Here is a 16,876-nt window from a genome sequence, read left to right on the forward strand (position 1 = left end):
GTCTTCTGGCCATGACGGGCTGCATCAGCCGTGGCGACCGGTCGCCGGCTGCGACCCGCGTCGTGCCGCAGCCGGTGCGCGTACCGGCCCGCATCCTCTCGAATTTCTTCCTCGTCGAGGCGAAACAGGATGACGGGAAGACCTACCGTTTCATGGTCGATACGGGCTCGTCGGTGATGCTCGTGTCGCCGGCGCTCGGCGACGCCCTCAAGCGCAAGGAACGCAAGGGCACCCCGCCCCGCACGCTCCCGGTGCGCGGCGCCAACGGCCGGGAAGTCACCCTGCCCGCGATCATCCTCCGCCACTTCCAGCTCGGGGACGCCCACTTCGACCGCGTGCCGGCCATCGTCTATGATTTCTCCGACCTCTCGGCGCACCTCGGCGTGACCATTGACGGCGTCGTGGGCTTCCCGCTGTTCCGCGACACGCTGCTCACCCTCGACTACCCGGCCGCCCAGCTCGAGATCGCCCCGCACCCTGTCGTCGCGCCCGCGATCGTGAACAACGCCCGCACCACGGTGCTCGCCTACAATCGCGACCAGACCACCCCGCTCGTGCCGGTGCAGATGGGCAACGAGTCCTTCTTCGCCCTCCTCGACACCGGCAGCGACCTCGGCCTCTCGCTCAATCCCGCCGGTCTGAATCCGCGCTTCGTCCACGGTCCGCGCGTCGGCATGATCGTTTCCTCCCTGCACGGGGACAACCGCCAGCTCGTCGGCCGCCTCCAGCAGAACATCACGCTGGGCAACCTGGTGGTGCACCAGCCGGTGGTGGATCTCACCGACCAGCTCTCCTCGCTCGGCGGGGAACTGCTGCGCAACTTCCGCATCACCTTCGACCAGCAGCGCCACCTGGTGACCTTGGCCCGCGCTGCCGAGGGCCCGGTCGAGATGACGGGCCGCCGGAGCACCGGCCTCTCCTTCCGCCGTTTCCCCAACTATTGGCGCCTGCTCGCGGTGGTGCCGGACACGCCCAACAGCAAACTTCCCGCCCAGCCCGGCGACCTTTGCGTGCGCATCAATGGCGAACTGATCGAGCACTGGACCTTCGAACGCTACGCCGAGCTGGTCCGCACCTCGCCCCGGATCACCTACACTTTCCTTTCCGGTTCGCAGGAATCCGACCACGAGGTGCAGGTCTTCGAGCTGGTGCCGTAGACCGGGTGGAGCCCGCGTTCCGCGCGGGCTGATCGCAACTCACCCGGCAAGCGCACGCGGAGCGCAGGCTGCTGCTTAGCTCACCATCTCGAACAAAAACGCCCCGGCGCCATCATGCCCGTCGGTCCAGGGATAGGCTTGGACGCTGCGCACCAGCTTGGCCCGGCTGCCCACGCGGCTCGCGAGGAAGGCCTTGATGACGCCGTCGTTTTCGTCGGCGTCCACGCTGCAGGTCGAATAAACCAACCGGCCACCGGGACGCACCAGCCGCGCGGCGGCGTGCAGGAGCGAGAGCTGCTGTTGGGCGTGTCGGGCAAAATCGCCGTCCTGCAACCGCCACTTCACGTCGATGCGGTGGCGCATGACCCCGGTGTTGGAGCACGGCGCGTCGAGCAGCACGGCATCGTAGCTCTCGGGGAGACTAAGGTTGCGGTAGAACACGGTGTTCACCTTCGCGAGGTCGGCCTCGACCATCGCCACGTTCACCCCGTGCGGGGCGCGGGACAGATTTTCCTTCAGGCGCTGGAGCCGCGGATCGGGTTTCCCGGGGGCCGCAGGCTCGTCGAGGGCGACGACCTTGCCGGTCTTCATGGTGTCGGCGATGAACAGGCTCTTGCCGCCCGGCGCGGCGCAGGCGTCGAGGATCGATTCGCCGGCCACAGGCGCCAACAAACCGATGCACAGGCGGGTGGAGGGATCCTGCAGGTAGAGCGCCCCTTCGGTCGCGAGCTTGCGGATTTCGTCCCAATGCCCGGCCTTCACTTCATAAAATCCGGCCCACTGGGTCGGGGCCAGAAAGGCGGGCACGGGGGCGTCCGACCGCCAGCGGGCATAAACCGGCGCGGGCTGCTGGTTCCACTCCAGGAGTTTTCGGGTGGTCTCGAGGCCAAACTGCCTCGTCCACCGGTTCACCAGCCATTCTGGATGGGCAAACTCCGTGGCCAGGTCGGCGGGGCTCACGGTCAGCCGGTCGGCCATTTTGCGGGCAACCGCGTTGACCAGGCGGGCCTCCTTGGGGCTGGTGACCGACTTGGCCCGCTCCACGGCGTGATGAATAACCTTGGCCGTGAGGTCCGGCCCGCCTTCCAAAAGTTCGAAACCGGCAATCATCAGCACGGCCTTCACCTTGGTGCGCGGTTGGTGGGCCATCAGGCCGGCCAGGGCGGCCTCCAGCCGGCTGGCCCAGCGGACCACGCCATAAAACAGCTGCTGCGCCCGGGCGCGCTCCTGCGGACTCAGACCCGCCGCAAGTCCTTCCAGCAGCGTATCCACGCGCTCGGACCGCGCCAGCCATCGCTCGACCAGCCCGGCGGCCGCCACCCAGCCGCTCGGCTGGGGCTTGGAGACTTCCGGAGCCGGATTTAAACCCTGTTTGACATCCCTCATCATTGTCGCCTGAACTAATCGGTTCACCGACTCGATACGCAATTATGAATTCTGAAGCCATCTCCGCGATCCTCAGCAAGCAACCCGCCCTCAAGGCGTCCAAAGCCAAGCTGGAGGCGATGGAACCCGGCTCCTACGTTGTCCACCGCAGCTGGGGTTTCGGCCAGATCAAGGACTACGACGACGCCGACCAGAAGCTCGTCATCGACTTCAAGGGCAAGAAAGGCCACCGCATGGATCCGTCCTTCTGCGTCGGCAGCATGGACGTGCTCTCGCCCAAGCACATCCTCGCCCGCAAGGAGACCGAGCCGGCCAAGATCAAGCAGCTCATCGAGGATGACCCGGTCCAGCTCGTGATCGACACCCTCTCCGCCTACCCGAACAATGCCGCCAGCGCGATTGAGCTGGAGATCGTTCTCGCGCAGGTGGTTGGCGACGAGAAATTCAAAAAGTGGTTCACCAGCGTCAAGAAGCAGCTCATCAAGGACCCCCGCGTCGGCGTCCCCGCCAAGAAGACCGAGCTCTACGTGCTCCGGGACGAGCCTGTGACCGCCGAGTCGGAGATCATGGAGGAGTTCTCCAACACCCGCTCCGCGCGCCGCCGCATCTCCCTCGCCGAAGATCTGCTCGCCGCCTCCATCAAGGACGAGGCGAAGCAGTCGCTCGGCACCGTGCTCAACGGCATCACCGAGGCCGTGCGCGACAGCAACCAGCTCGATGCCGCCGAGCGCCTCTACGGCGCCTTTGTGCGCGATGAGCTCGCCAAGATTCTCGGCCACGACGTCGGAGCCAACTCGCCCAACCAGTCCGAGCTGATCAAGGAAGTCCGCGGCCTGCCCGCCATCGCCGAGAAGATCCCCGTACACTTCCAGTCCCGTTTCCTCGATCTCGTGAAGGAAACCCACCCCCTCGAGTGGCGCGAGATCACCTTCGCCCTCCTCAAGACCTCGCAGGGCAAGTTTACCACCGAGTGCATCAACTTCCTCCTGGAGAACGGCCAGGCCGACGAGCTCGCCGCCGTGCTCAAACGCTGGAAGACCGAACAGAATCTCCGCGCCCCGGTCTTGCTCTGGATCATCAAGAACCGCCACTCGAAGAAGTTCGGCAAGCTCCTGCACGACCTCATCAACCCGCGCCTGCTCGGGGCGATCTTCTTCGCCATCGACTACGAAGCCCTGCAGTCCGCCGGCACCCGCCGCATCCCCCTGGCCGAGGCCCTGAGCGACGACGCCGAGCTCATTTCCGACCTGCTCGCCACGGCTGACACCGAGACCGCCCGCGACCTCGGCAACAGCCTGCTGCTCAACCAGGGTTTTGAGGAGCTCACCAAGAAGTCTCTCCTCGCCCGCTTCATCAAGCTGTTCCCCTCCCTCCAGTCGCTCGTCTCCGGCGAGGCCGACTCCAAGGAAGACCAGCTGCTCGTGTCCCGCGACAGCTACGAGAAGAAGCGCGTGGAATACGAGGAGATCGTCTCCAAGCGCATCCCCGACAACTCCAAGGCCATCGCCACGGCCCGCGAGCACGGCGACCTCAAGGAAAACTCCGAGTTCAAGATGGCCAAGCAGGACCAGTCCGTCCTCATGGGCCAGAAGGCCCAGCTCGAGCGTGACCTCGCCCGCGCCCGCATCACCGATTTCGCCGAAGCCACCACCGACCAGGTCTCCGTCGGCACCGTCGTGGACCTCCGCGATGTCGCCAGCGGCAAGGCTGTCCGCTACTCCGTGCTCGGCGCCTGGGACAGCGATCCTGAAACCCACCGCATCGCCTACAAGACCCCGCTCGGACAGGCTCTCCTGGGCCGCAAGGTCGGCGAGCATGTGAAGCTCAAGATCGGTGGCGTGCAGCACGAGTATCAGCTCGCCGGCATCACCCGCTTCGTGGACGCCAAGTCCTGAGCGTTGGCTTAACTTGGAGGCGGGGTGCCCTCACCCCGCTCACCTCACCGGCCGCGCCACATGCGCGGCCTTTTTGTTTTCCGCCGCCGCCGGAACGTCCGGATGTCCTTGTTTTGCCATCCCACCTCACGGGGCCGGACAATCGTAAATCTGAAATCGTAAATCATAAATTGTCATAGGCCTGCTTTCTCCCCATAGGTCTGGGGCCGCATGACCGACTCCTGGGACAGTCTCAAGGTTCTCTCCGACCCCACCCGGCTCCGCCTGCTCGCCCTTCTGCTGAAGGAGGAACTTTCCGTGGCCGAACTTCAGGAAATCCTCGGCATGGGCCAGTCCCGCATCTCCTCCCAGCTCGGCCTGCTCCGTCAGGCTGGCTTTGTCAGCGACCGTCGTGACGGCAAAAAGGCCTTCTATTCCCTGCGCGCCGACCTGAGCCCGAAGCTGCTCACCGTGCTCCGTGCCGCCTGTGACTCCGTGGCCGACCTGCCGGAGTCGGCCGAGGATCGGGGCAGCCTCGAGCGCACGCTGCAGAAACGCCGCCAGCACTCTGAGCAGTATTTCAACCTCATCGCCGGCCGTCTCGGCAAGGGCTACTGCCCCGGGCGTTCGTGGGAAGCCCTTGGCCATCTCGCGCTGCGCCTCGTGCCCGCCATCACCGTGGCCGACCTCGGCGCCGGCGAGGGCCTCGTCTCCCAGCTTCTCGCCCGCCGCGCCGAGAAGGTCTGGTGCATCGACAACTCCCCCAAGATGGTCGAGGTCGGCACCGAACTCGCGAAGAAGAACGGCCTGGCCAACCTCACCTACAAGCTCGGCGACATCGAGCAGGTGCCCCTGCCCGACAAGTCAGTGGACCTCGCCATCCTCTCGCAGGCCCTGCACCACGCCAGCCACCCGCAGACCGCCGTCAACGAAGCCTTCCGCATCCTCAAGCCCGGCGGCCAGCTCCTCGTGCTCGATCTCAAGGAGCACGACTTCGAAAAGGCCCGGGAAGCCTACGGTGATCTCTGGCTCGGCTTCAAGGAGAGCGCCCTGCACGGATTCCTCAAGTCCGCCGGCTTCACCAAGGTCGAGGTCAATATCGTCGCCCGCGAGGAGAACGAGCCGCACTTCGAGACCCTGCTGGCCAGCGGCTTGAAGGGCGGAAAATAACCGCCGCTCGCGCGATTCCGCCGCCCAACCGGTCTGATGCCCCGCCACGGCATCGATCGGGTAAACTGCTCCCCATGTCCGCCGTCTGGGCCTCCCTCGATCGCCTGCACGCCGCCGCCCGGCGCAACCGCTGGCTGGCCCGGCTGGCAATCCTCACGCGCGTCCTGCTGGCCCTCGGTTTTCTGCCGTCGGGCTGGACCAAGCTCGTGGGCCACCGCTTCACCACGCTGCCGCTGGAAAACCCCGTCGGCTTCTTCTTCGAGGGGCTCTACCGCACGGGCTGGTATTGGAACTTCCTCGGCGCGGCCCAGCTGCTGGCCGCCCTCCTTCTCCTGATCCCGCGCACCACCACGCTCGGGGCGGTGCTCTACTTTCCAATCATCGTGAACATCTTCCTCATCACGCTCTCGATGCACTTCAGCGGCACCCCGGTCATCACGGGCCTGATGCTGCTCGGCAGCGGCTTCCTGCTCTGCTGGGACTACGACCGCCTCGCCCCGATCCTGCGTCCGCGGCCCGCGCCTTTGGCGGGCCGATAGGATTGATCATCCGGTCGGGTCCGTGCGCACGGTCCACTGGTTGTCGAGCCGCCGGGTCAGGTCCAGCGGGTCGCCGACTCCGACCGTGCCGCGCGCCACCTGGTAGGCCCAGACCTGGAAGTAGCTCAGTGTCGCTCCGCCAAAAATCGTGGAGAAGGCGCCATCCACGGCGTCCTGCCCGCACGCCACCTTGATCCGGCCGATGCGGGGCGCATGGAAACGCGCATCCGTGGTGAACCACTCGCCGCCGAGATAGACCTCGGCGTAGGCGTGAAAGTCCATGTGCCCCTCCGGGTCGGGCCAGCCGATGTCGGGCAGATGGCCGGTCACGTAGCGTGCCGGGACGTTGAAGCAGCGGTTCAGGGCAATCGCGAGATGGGCGAAATCCCGGCACACGCCGTAACCGCGTTGCAACACATCCCAGGCGGACAGGTCGGGCCGGCCGGACATGTAGCGGTATTCCAGATTGTCGTGGATCCAGCGGCTGATCGCCTGCACGCGCGCCCACCCGTGCTCGACGGTGCCGAATTTCTCCCAGGCGAAATTCGCCAGCTTGTCCGAGTCGCAATACCGGCTCGGCATGGCGTAGCGCAGGACCGCCGGCGGCAGGGCGACCGCGGCCTGCGGCGCCCGGTCCACCAAGTCATGGTTGTCCGGCCGGGAAGAGACCCGCACGATGGCGTCGTGCCGGAAGAAATTGCTCCCCGGCCGCAGCTGCACCCGGCTGACCTGGTTGCCATGGCTGTCGCTGAACTGCTCGGCGGGCAGGTTGTCGCCCAGGGAAAGTGCCTGGAAGACGACCTCATGGTTGCGGTTGCGGCAGGGCTGGAGATTCAGGAGGAGCATGGCCGAGCCGGTCACCTCATAAACCAGGCTGCAGCCCACGCGCACGGTCACATCAAGCACGGGCGATGGGGAGCTGGACGTCGCCATGATGCCCAGCGGGCTGCACAAAGCCGGCCAACGCAACCTCTATCGGTCGGGTGCGGGGAAGACCTGCCTACTCCGCCTTCATCCGTTCGTTGTAGAATGCCTCGACCAGCGCGAAGGTCTTCTTCGCATCGCTCTGCTTGAGCGCCTCGGCGGCAAGCTTCTTTGCGTCGCTCATTTTCATCGCCCGGACCAGGTAGCGCACGGAGGGCACGAGCGTGGGCGTCATGCTCAGCTCGTCCACGCCCAGGCCGAGCAGCAGGGGCGCGTAGAGGGCATCGCCGGCCATCTCGCCGCACACGCTGACCTTCAGGCCGCGGGCATGCCCGGTTTCCACGATCTGCCGGAGCACGCGGATGACCGCGGGGTGCGTGGGATCGTAGAGGTGGGCGATGCGGCTGTTGCCGCGATCGATGGCCAGCAGGTATTGGATGAGATCGTTGGTGCCGATGCTGAAGAATCCGCTGCGCTCGGCCAGCAGGTCGCCCGCGATCGCGGCGCTCGGTATCTCGATCATCGTGCCCACGCTGACGTTGTCGTCGAAGGCGAGATTGCGTTGCCGGAGCTCGGCCTTGGCTTCGGCGAGGAGGCTGTTCGCCCGGTCCAGCTCCTCGACGCCGCTGATCATCGGATACATCACCTCGACCTTGCCGTGGGCACTGGCGCGCAGGATGGCGCGCAGCTGGGTCTTGAACAGCTCGGGATTCTCCAGGCACATGCGGATCGCGCGGAACCCCAGGAAAGGATTGGCTTCGGGCCCGATCAGCGTGGGATCGCCCGGCAACGGCTTGTCGCCTCCGACGTCCAGCGTGCGGATCGTCACCGGCGCCGGAGCCAGGCCGGCCACGATCTCCCGGTAGGCGGCGTATTGCTGGTCCTCGGTCGGCATCCGGTCGGTGCTGAGGAACAGAAACTCTGTGCGGTAAAGTCCCACGCCGGCCGCGCGGTATTGCTTCACGAGCGCGATCTCGTCGGGCTTCTCGATGTTCGCGCGCAGCGAGACCGCCACGCCGTCGAGGGTCTCGGCCGGCAGGTCATTGGCGGCGAGCAGGCGCGACTCGAAGGTCTGCTTGGCTTTCTGGATCTTGCCGTAGCGGAACAGCGTCTGCTCCGACGGATTGATGACCACCACGCCCTCGTAGCCGTCCACGAGCAGCCAATCCGTGTCCTTCAGGCGGGTGGTGAGGCCCTCGGCGCCCACCACCGCGGGAATCTTCATCGAGCGGGCGACAATCACCGCGTGGCTGGTGCGGCTGCCGGCGTCGGTCACGATGCCGAGCGCGGCGCTGCGGTCGATCCCCGCGGCCTCGGAGGGCGAGATGTCGTTCGCCACGATGATCCGCTTGTCCACCAGCTCCGTGAGACTGCCGGCGGTCTGGCCGAGGAGCACATGGAGCACACGCTTGGCCACGTCCTTGATGTCGGCGGCACGTTCGCGGAGATACTCGTCGTCAATCTCGGCAAAGGCCTGGATGTAGCGCTGGGCGACGGCGTTGAAGCAGGTCTCGATGTTCAGGCCGCTCTTCTGGAAATCGCGGATGGTCTCGCCGATCAGCGCCTGGTCCTCCAGCACCATCAGGTGCGCGTCAAAGATCAGCGCCTCCTCCTCGCCGAGGTTCTGGGTGACCTGCTCGCGGATCTTGGCCACCTGCTGGCGCGTGGCGATCAGCGCCTGCTCGAAGCGCGCGATCTCGGCCACCCGCTTGTCGGGGTCCACCGAGTAGCGCGGGATCTCCAGCTCGCTCTGCAGGTAGAGAAACACCTGTCCGTAGGCGATGCCTTTGGAAGCGGCGAGGCCCTGGACGATAATTTCGCTTTTGGCGGGGGTCGGCATGTCGGCGCGCTGCGCAATTAACGAACCGGCGCGCGACCCGGTCAATGCGGAACTAGGCCAGCCGCGCCTCCCGCATGAAAATTTCCGTCCCCCACAACTCGCGGATGCGGGCAATCAGGGCCGATGTAACCTGCCCGTCACGCAACAACGCGTAACAAGTGCTGCCGCTGCCACTCATGGCGGCCGCGACCCCGAACTCCCGACGCAATTTTTCCAGCAGCACCGGCAGCGCGAGGTATTTCTCAAACGCCGCCGGCTCCATGTTGTTGAACAAAAGTTCCTCAGCCGGCGCCGCCCCGCCCAGCCATGCCGCCAGCTTGGTCTCGGCCTCGGGCGCCGGCAGGTAGTCGGTGCCGCGCGCCACCATGCGCCCATAGGCCCACGGCGTGCTGATGCCGAATCCGGGCTTGAACAGCAGCGCGGAACGCCCGCGCAACCGCTCCGTCGCGGCCACCGGCAGCAATTCCACCCGCTCGCCGCGTCCGCGCATCACCACCGGCGCATCACGCAAAAACAGCACGCAGTCCGACCCCAACCCCGCAGCCAGGCGTTCGAGACCGGCGGCCTCAAGCCTGTCGCCGGAGAGCCGGTTCAGTGCCCGCAACGCCGCCACCGCGTTGCTGCTGCCGCCCCCCAGGCCCGCGCCCATCGGGATGCGCTTGGTCAGTTTGAAGCGCACCGTCTCGCGCCACCCCGTGGCATTCGCAAAGGCCTCCGCTGCCTTTAGCACGAGGTTGCTCCCATCCGCCGGCACCTCGGCCTGGTCGCACTCCAACGAAAAAACTCCCCCGGCCTCCGTTCTCCGGCCACCGGTTTCCGCCTTCAGCTCGTCCCCGAAGTCCAGCGGCGCCGCCACCGACACAAGGTCATGGAACCCATCCGCCCGGCGGCCGGTCACGGCCAGGAACAGGTTGATCTTCGCGGGGCTGAAAACGGTCACGTCCATGCGGCGGCACCACTCATGCACGATATTCCCACGCGCTCCTAGCCCAAAAGCCCGACGCATTTCTCTCTTTGATTAGTGTGCATTAGTGTCCATTAGTGGTGCCCCGATGCCCTGCGACCTGATCCTCGCCCTCGATGTCCCCACGCGCGAAGAAGCCGCGCCGATCCTCCGCCAGTTGCGCGGCCAGCTCCGCTGGGTGAAGCTCGGCCTCCAGATGTTCACCGCCTACGGGCCGAACTACGTGCGCGAGGTCGCCGGCATGGGCTTCGACATCTTCCTCGACCTGAAACTGCACGACATCCCCAACACCGTCGGCAAGGCGGTCGAGTCGCTCGGGCCGCTGCCGATCAAGATGCTCACGCTCCACACCTCCGGCGGCGGCGAAATGATGCGTTTCGCCAAGGCCGCCCAGGAAAAAACCAATCCCAACCTCCTGCTCCTCGGCGTGACCGTACTGACCTCGACCGACGCCGCCGGCCTCAACGAAATCGGCGTGGGCGTCTCGCCCGCCGAGCAGGTCGCCCGCCTCGGTAAGCTCGCCACCGTCTCCGGCCTGCGCGGCTTGGTCTGTTCGCCGCTCGAGGTCGAATTGCTCCGCCGTACCCTCCCCGCTTCCACGCAACTGGTCACCCCCGGCATCCGCCCCTCCGGCGAGGCTGGCGGCGACGACCAGAAGCGCGTGATGTCACCTGCCGAGGCCGCCCGCGCCGGCTCCAGTTACATCGTTGTCGGCCGCCCCATCCTCAAGGCCGCCGATCCCGCCGCCGCCGCCCGCGCCATCCTCGCCGAGCTCAACGGCGCCTGATCCCCAAACCCAGATCCTAAACCCCGGACCCCGCACTCCCATGTCCCGCACCGCCGCCATCCTCCTCGCCGCCGGAAGCAGCCGCCGCATGAATGGCGCGGTGGAGGACAAGGTTCTCGCCCCTCTTGGCGGCAAGCCGGTCTTCGCCCATTCTGCCGCCACCTTCGTGCGCAGCGGCGTCGTGGATTTCTTCGTGGTCACCTACCGCGACCAGGCCCAGATGGTCGGCCTCTCCGCCTACGCGCCCACGCCCGCCATCTTCGTGCGCGGCGGAGCGGAACGGCAGGATTCGGTCGCCGCCGCGCTCGCCGAGCTGCCCGACGACATCAGCCATGTCTTCATTCACGACTGCGCCCGCCCGCTGGTGCGCGCCGAGCAGCTGGTCGGCCTCTACAAGATCGTCCGCCGCGAGCACGCCGTCGTCCTCGCCCACCGCGTGACCGACACCATCAAGGACCACCGCGGCGAAGGCCGCCTACGCACCCTCGACCGCAAGCACCTCTGGGCCATGGAAACCCCCCAGGTCTTCGCCCGCGAACTCATCTGCAAGGCCTACGCCAAGGTCGCCGCTCGCAAACTCTCCATCACCGACGACGCCTCCGCCGTGGAACGGCTCAAGCACCCGGTCGCCCTGCTGGAGAACCCGCACCCGAATCCCAAGCTCACCACCCCCGCCGACCTCGCCTATCTGGAGTTCCTGCTCACGCAGAACACCGGCTCACGCCCGCCGTTCGCCGCGCATTGAGTCCGATTTTCTCGTGTGTTTTGTGGGTTTCGGGGTGACCTTCCTCCCATGAATTTTCGCATCGGCCACGGCTACGACATCCACCGCACCATCGCGGGCCGGCCCCTCGTCCTCGGCGGCGTGCAGTTTGACGCCCCTTTCGGCCTCGACGGCCACTCCGACGCCGACGCGCTCACCCACGCCATCTGCGACGCCCTGCTCGGCGCCGCCGGCCTGCCCGACATCGGCCACTTTTTTCCGAACACCGACCCGCAGTGGAAGAATGCCGACTCCCAGGTCCTGCTTCAGCGCGTGGTCGCCGCGTTGCACGAGCGCGGTTGGTCCCCGGTCAACGTGGACGCCACGCTCATCGCCGAGAAACCCAAGATCGCCCCCCGCCTCGCCGAAATGAAGGCCGCCCTCGCCCGCTCCACCGGCCTGCCCGTGGATGCCGTCGGCCTGAAAGCCACGACCAACGAGGGCAGCGACGACATTGGCCGCGGGCTCGCCATCGCCGCCCACGCCGTCGCGCTGATCCGAAAAGCTTAGGGACGGCGCGACGCCGCGATTCGATTCAAGGTGAACTCCCATCCCGTCATCCTGAGCGCAGCGAAGGATCCAGCCGCATGACCGCTAGCGTTTATCATTCTCGATTCCTCGCTTCGCTCAAAATGACCCGCTACGGGATTTTGTGCCTTTCGTGTTTTTTGTGGCCCTTTTTGGCATCCTGCTCGAAGCGTGAGACTGCCGTCGAGCGCGGCCTTCGCGAACAGGTGCTCCACCGCGGCCTCGCCGCCGACCTCTCGGGCCTCGACCCACACCTGATCACCGGGCTGCCCGAGATCAACGTCGCCTCCACGCTCTTCGAAGGGCTCGTCGGCGAACACCCCGAAACCGGCGCACCCGTGCCCGCAGTCGCCGAGCGCTGGGAAATCTCCGCCGACGGCCTGACCTGGACCTTTCACCTCCGCGCCAACGCCAAATGGTCCAACGGCGAGCCCGTCACCGCCCACGATTTCGTGGCTTCCATCCAACGCGTGCTCAACAAATCACTCGGCGCCGACAACGCCGCGATGCTCTTCGTCCTCGCGAACGCCGAGTCCTGGTATCAGGGCGGGGTGACCGACTTCGCCCAAGTGGGCGCCCTCGCCCTCGACGACCGCACCCTCCGCCTCACGCTCGCCCATCCCGCACCCTACCTCCCTTCTCTGCTCTGCCTCCCGGTTTGGTATCCTGTCCCTCTGCGGACCCTCGAACAACACGGCGGCAGCACCGCGCGCGACACCCGCTGGACCGAGCCCGCCAACCTCGTGGGCAACGGTCCCTTCGTGCTCAAGGTCAACCGCCGCAGCGAGGTGATCATCGTCGAGAAATCCCCGACCTATTGGGACGCCGCCACCGTGCGTCTCCGCGCCATCCACTTTCACCCCGCCGCCGATGTGGACGCCGAGGAACGCGCCTTCCGCGCCGGCCAGCTGCACCTCACCGAGGCCCTGCCGGTTGCCAAGGTGGACAGCTACCGGAAGGAAAAATCACCGGCGCTGCGCATCAGCCCTTTTCTCGACACCTACTTCTATCGGCTCAACACCACGCGTCCGGGCCTCGACAACGCCCTCGTGCGCCGCGCCCTCAGTCTCGCGCTCGATCGGGCGGCCATCACCGACAAGATCACCCGTGGCGGCCAGCGTCCCGCCGCGAGCTTCACCCCGCACGGCTTGGATGGCTACACCCCGCCCGCGTCCCTGCGTGAAGACACCGCCGAGGCAAAGCGCCTGCTCGCGGAAGCGGGTTTTCCCGAAGGCCGCGGCCTGCCTCCGCTGGAGATCATGATCAACAGCTCCGGCAATCACCGCGTGATCGCCGAGGCCGTGCAACAGATGTGGCGGCGGCTCGGCGTGACGGTCGAGGTCAACAACATGGAGCAATCCTCCCTCTTCGCGAAACGCCGCGCCCTCGACTATTCCGTGCTCCGCTCGGAGTGGGTGGCGGATTTCGCCGACCCGAAGTCCTTCCTCGATGTCTTCCGCGGCGGCTCGAGCAACAACCACACCGGGTGGAACAACCTCCGCTACGACGCCCTGCTCCACGCCGCTGATCGCACCGCCGAACCGGCGGCACGCCATGAGCTGCTCGCCCAGGCCGAAACCTTGTTGCTGGAGGAACTGCCCATCATTCCGATCTACCATTTCACGACCGTCCGGCTCGTGCATCCCGCCGTGCGCGGCTGGCACCCGCTGCCCCTCGACCGGCACCCTTACAAGCATGTGTGGCTGGAGCAGTAGTCGAAGCAAATGGGCCCTCTACGCCATAGGGACCCTGTTGGGCCTTTGCGGAGGTTGTTCGAAGCGTGAACTGCCGACGCCCACCGAGTCCGTCCTGCGCATCGCCCAGCGCAACGAGCCCGCGACCCTCGACCCGCAGCTCGCCACGCTGCCCGACGAATTCTTCATCCTGCGCGCGGTCAGCGAAGGCCTCGTGACGCCCAATCCCGACGGCGGCACACCCCTGCCCGGCGTGGCCGAGCGCTGGGAATCCTCCGCCGACGGCCTGACCTGGACCTTCCACCTGCGCGCCAACGCGAAGTGGTCCAATGGCGACCCGGTCACGTCGCGGGACTTCGCCTTCACCGTGGCGCGCGCCCACACGCCGGGCTCCCTCTCGCCAAAGACTGCGCTCTTCCAGAATGTGGAGGCGACCGGTTCGCTCGACGCGCACACGTTCATCGTGCGGCTCCGCCGGCCCGATGACGGCTTCCTCGCCCTGGCCGCCAGCGGCCCATGGCTGCCGGTGCATGCGCCGACGGTGACCCGCCACGGTGCACAGTGGACCCGCCCCGGGCACTTCGTGGGCAACGGACCGTTCACCCTCGCCGAGTGGCTGCCCAACCAGCGGATCACCGTGATCAGAAACCCCGCCTACTGGAACGCCGACGCCGTCAAGCTGGAGGCCATGCAATTCCTTGCCTTCGACAGCAGCGATACCGAGGAACGCGCCTTCCGCGCCGGCCAGATCGATGTCAGCATGACCGTCCCCTTCGCCAAGCTGGAGAGTTACCGGCAGAGCAGCCCGACGCTGATGCACACCGTCCCGCTCCATGAGACCCGCTACATCGCCCTCAACGTCACCCGGCCGCCGCTCAACGATGTGCGGGTCCGCCGCGCCCTGAGCCTCGCCCTCGACCGCCGGGTGCTGGTGGAGAAGGTGATGAAGGGCGGGCAGCGGCCCGCCTACGCCTTTGCTTCGCCGGGACTGGGTGGCTACCAACCGGCCGCGCAACTCACCGAGGATGCCACCGAGGCCCGGCGACTCCTCGCCGAGGCAGGGTTCCCCGGCGGCAAGGGGTTTCCCGCCCTCGAACTCACCACCTGGGGCGCCGGTAACCTCGTGCTCGAGGCCATCCAGCAGCGCTGGCGCACCGAGCTTGGGATCACGGTGTCGATCATTCAGCGCGAGGCCCACACGCACCTCGTGAGCCTCGCCAAGGGCGACTACGCCCTCGGCTACGCCACCGCCATTCCCGACTACGACAGCCCGCTCGACGTGCTGCAGCGTCTCGTCTCCGGCGACCCGGGCAACTACCCGCAATGGCGCAACCCGTCCTACGACCGGCTGGTCTCTACCGGCGATCTCACCGGGGCCGAGCAGGTCCTGCTGGATGAACTTCCCCTGATCCCCCTCTACTACAACAACCGCAATTACCTCCTGCGCCCCGGGGTCCGCGGCTGGCGTGAGGACGCCCTTTGGACGCGTTTCTACCAGAACGTCCGCTTCGGGGAAAAATGAGCCGGCCCGGTCTGCGGGCCGCACTTGCGCTGGCGCAGACCGTGCTTTCTGTCGGCGCATGCTAAAACTTCTTCTTTGGCCGACGGCCCTCCTTGCTCTGCTGGCCACCAGTGCCTGCGGACGCAAGGAACCGGCCGCCAATCCCGGCGAAGGTCCGGCCCCCAGGATCCTCCTCTACGGCAACGGCGCCGAGCCGCAGGACCTCGACCCGCAGACCGTGACGGGCGTCCCGGAGAACAAGCTGATCAACGCCTTCTTCGAAGGCCTGGTCTCCTACGGCAACGAGGAGACCGACACCGTGGGCGGCGTCGCCGAGCGCTGGGACATTTCGCCGGACGGGCTGACCTACACGTTCCACCTGCGCGCCAACGCGAAGTGGTCCAATGGTGATCCGGTCACCGCCACGGACTTCGTGCGCTCCTACCAGCGCATCCTCACCCCGGAAATCGCCGCCGAATACGCCTACAAGTTCTACGCCGTCGTCGGCGCCGAGGATTTCCAGAAGGGCACACTGAAGGATTTCAGCCGGGTCGGTTTCCGCGCCATCGACGAGCGCACCCTCGAGGTCCGACTCAAACACCGCGTCCCCTACCTGCTTGAGGCCATGAAGCACTACGCGTGGTTCCCCGTGCACATCCCCACGGTCGGGAAGCACGGCGGCCTCGCCAAGCGCGGCACCGCCTGGACCCGCGAGGAGAACATCGTGGGCAACGGTCCCTTCGTCCTGAAGAGCTGGCGCCCCAACCAGAAGATCGTCGCCACCCGCTCGCCCACCTACTGGGACCGCGCCACCGTCAAGCTCGACGAGATCCATTTCTTTCCGACCGAAAACCTGGAGACGGAGGAGCGCATGTTCCGCACCGGCCAGCTGCACAAAACCTACGAGCTGCCCGCCGCCAAGATCGACGTGTATCAGCGCGACTTTCCGGAATCCTACCGCTCCGACCCCTACTACGGCTCGTATTTCTTCCGCTTCAACGTCACCCGCAAGCCCCTTAACGACGTGCGCGTGCGGCGCGCGCTTTCCCTCGCCATTGACCGCGAGAGCCTCGTGAAGAACGTCGTGCGCGGTGGCATGGTGGCCGCCTATGGTCTCACCCCGCCCTCCACCAAGTTCACCGCTCGCGCCCGGCTGACCGGCGACGTCGCGGAAGCCCGACGCCTGCTCGCCGAGGCCGGTTATCCGGAAGGCCGCGGCTTCCCGCGGATCGAACTGCTCTACAACACCCACGAGAACCACCGCCGCGTCTGCGAGGCCCTGCAGGAAATGTGGCGCCAGAACCTCGGCATCGAGGTCGGCCTGCTGAACCAGGAGTGGAAGGTCTATATCCGCAGCATGGACGTGCTCGACTACGACATGGCCCGGGGCGGCTGGATCGGCGACTACTACGACCCGAACTCCTTCTACGACACCTTCATCACCGGCGGCGGCAACAACCGCACCGGCTGGTCCAACGCGCGCTACGACCAGCTGCTGCGCGACACCGGCACCGCCCCCGACGAAACCGCACGCATGGAGCTCTACCAGCAGATGGAGGAAATCATCGTTCAGGACCTCCCCGTCATGCCGGTTTATTTCTACCGCAAGATATTCGCCCTCTCGCCCAAGGTCTATTGGCCCGCCAATCCAATGGACAACCAGAACTGGAAATTCGTCCGCTTCAAGGAATAGGTTCGCTGATTAAAATTACCTCCCCTCGCCTGTCATCCTGAGTGCAACGAAGGATC

The 16,876-nt window shown here is 66.4% G+C and carries 14 protein-coding genes; 10 read left to right on the plus strand and 4 right to left on the minus strand.

Translation table 11 applies throughout. The features are described from left to right. Nucleotides 1-11 precede the first annotated feature (11 nt). Complete coding sequence (locus tag ESB00_RS16220; RefSeq protein ID WP_164976259.1) at nt 12-1,157, plus strand: aspartyl protease family protein; 1,146 nt, start codon at nt 12-14, stop codon at nt 1,155-1,157. A 75-nt stretch (nt 1,158-1,232) separates the two neighbouring features. On the opposite strand, the gene ESB00_RS16225 is transcribed toward ESB00_RS16220, so the two are convergent. Continuing rightward, nucleotides 1,233-2,543, minus strand: coding sequence for an RsmB/NOP family class I SAM-dependent RNA methyltransferase (locus ESB00_RS16225; protein ID WP_129048834.1), 1,311 nt, complete (start codon nt 2,541-2,543; stop codon nt 1,233-1,235). Nucleotides 2,544-2,587: 44 nt separating this feature from the next. Between ESB00_RS16225 and ESB00_RS16230 the strand changes: the two genes are divergently transcribed. From ESB00_RS16230 to ESB00_RS16240, 3 genes are all read left to right on the plus strand, one after another. Then, nucleotides 2,588-4,438: a GreA/GreB family elongation factor gene (locus tag ESB00_RS16230; RefSeq protein WP_129048835.1), complete on the plus strand. Its 1,851-nt coding sequence runs from the start codon at nt 2,588-2,590 to the stop codon at nt 4,436-4,438. A gap of 210 nt (nt 4,439-4,648) precedes the next feature. Then, nucleotides 4,649-5,587, plus strand: a complete 939-nt coding sequence (locus ESB00_RS16235; protein ID WP_129048836.1) for an ArsR/SmtB family transcription factor — start codon at nt 4,649-4,651, stop codon at nt 5,585-5,587. A 74-nt stretch (nt 5,588-5,661) separates the two neighbouring features. Then, on the plus strand, nt 5,662-6,126 hold the full coding sequence (locus ESB00_RS16240) for a DoxX family membrane protein (RefSeq protein WP_129048837.1): 465 nt from the start codon (nt 5,662-5,664) through the stop codon (nt 6,124-6,126). Between the two features lie 6 nt (nt 6,127-6,132). Here the strand turns inward: ESB00_RS16240 and ESB00_RS16245 are convergent, their stop codons facing one another. From ESB00_RS16245 to ispE, 3 genes are all read right to left on the minus strand, one after another. Further along, on the minus strand, nt 6,133-7,059 hold the full coding sequence (locus tag ESB00_RS16245) for a transglutaminase-like domain-containing protein (RefSeq protein ID WP_129048838.1): 927 nt from the start codon (nt 7,057-7,059) through the stop codon (nt 6,133-6,135). A gap of 67 nt (nt 7,060-7,126) precedes the next feature. Then, nucleotides 7,127-8,890, minus strand: a complete 1,764-nt coding sequence (ptsP, locus tag ESB00_RS16250; RefSeq protein ID WP_129048839.1) for a phosphoenolpyruvate--protein phosphotransferase — start codon at nt 8,888-8,890, stop codon at nt 7,127-7,129. A gap of 52 nt (nt 8,891-8,942) precedes the next feature. After that, a complete protein-coding gene (ispE, locus tag ESB00_RS16255; protein WP_129048840.1) occupies nt 8,943-9,836 on the minus strand; it encodes a 4-(cytidine 5'-diphospho)-2-C-methyl-D-erythritol kinase in 894 nt (297 codons plus the stop codon). A gap of 106 nt (nt 9,837-9,942) precedes the next feature. Between ispE and pyrF the strand changes: the two genes are divergently transcribed. From pyrF to ESB00_RS16285, 6 genes are all read left to right on the plus strand, one after another. Continuing rightward, complete coding sequence (gene pyrF / locus ESB00_RS16260) at nt 9,943-10,641, plus strand: orotidine-5'-phosphate decarboxylase (RefSeq protein ID WP_129048841.1); 699 nt, start codon at nt 9,943-9,945, stop codon at nt 10,639-10,641. Between the two features lie 40 nt (nt 10,642-10,681). After that, the gene (gene ispD, locus ESB00_RS16265; protein WP_129048842.1) at nt 10,682-11,386 is read left to right on the plus strand and encodes a 2-C-methyl-D-erythritol 4-phosphate cytidylyltransferase; all 705 of its coding nucleotides are present in this window, start codon (nt 10,682-10,684) and stop codon (nt 11,384-11,386) included. A gap of 48 nt (nt 11,387-11,434) precedes the next feature. Continuing rightward, complete coding sequence (gene ispF, locus ESB00_RS16270) at nt 11,435-11,914, plus strand: 2-C-methyl-D-erythritol 2,4-cyclodiphosphate synthase (RefSeq protein WP_129048843.1); 480 nt, start codon at nt 11,435-11,437, stop codon at nt 11,912-11,914. 170 nt (nt 11,915-12,084) lie between these two features. Further along, entirely contained in the window at nt 12,085-13,647 is a 1,563-nt protein-coding gene (locus tag ESB00_RS16275; RefSeq protein WP_246026506.1) for a peptide ABC transporter substrate-binding protein, read from the plus strand. 37 nt (nt 13,648-13,684) lie between these two features. Next, nucleotides 13,685-15,148: a peptide ABC transporter substrate-binding protein gene (locus ESB00_RS16280; RefSeq protein WP_164976260.1), complete on the plus strand. Its 1,464-nt coding sequence runs from the start codon at nt 13,685-13,687 to the stop codon at nt 15,146-15,148. Nucleotides 15,149-15,206: 58 nt separating this feature from the next. Further along, nucleotides 15,207-16,820: a peptide ABC transporter substrate-binding protein gene (locus tag ESB00_RS16285; RefSeq protein ID WP_129048846.1), complete on the plus strand. Its 1,614-nt coding sequence runs from the start codon at nt 15,207-15,209 to the stop codon at nt 16,818-16,820. Nucleotides 16,821-16,876: the final 56 nt, after the last annotated feature.

Source organism: Oleiharenicola lentus (genome assembly GCF_004118375.1).
Taxonomy (GTDB): Bacteria; Verrucomicrobiota; Verrucomicrobiia; order Opitutales; family Opitutaceae; genus Lacunisphaera; species Lacunisphaera lenta.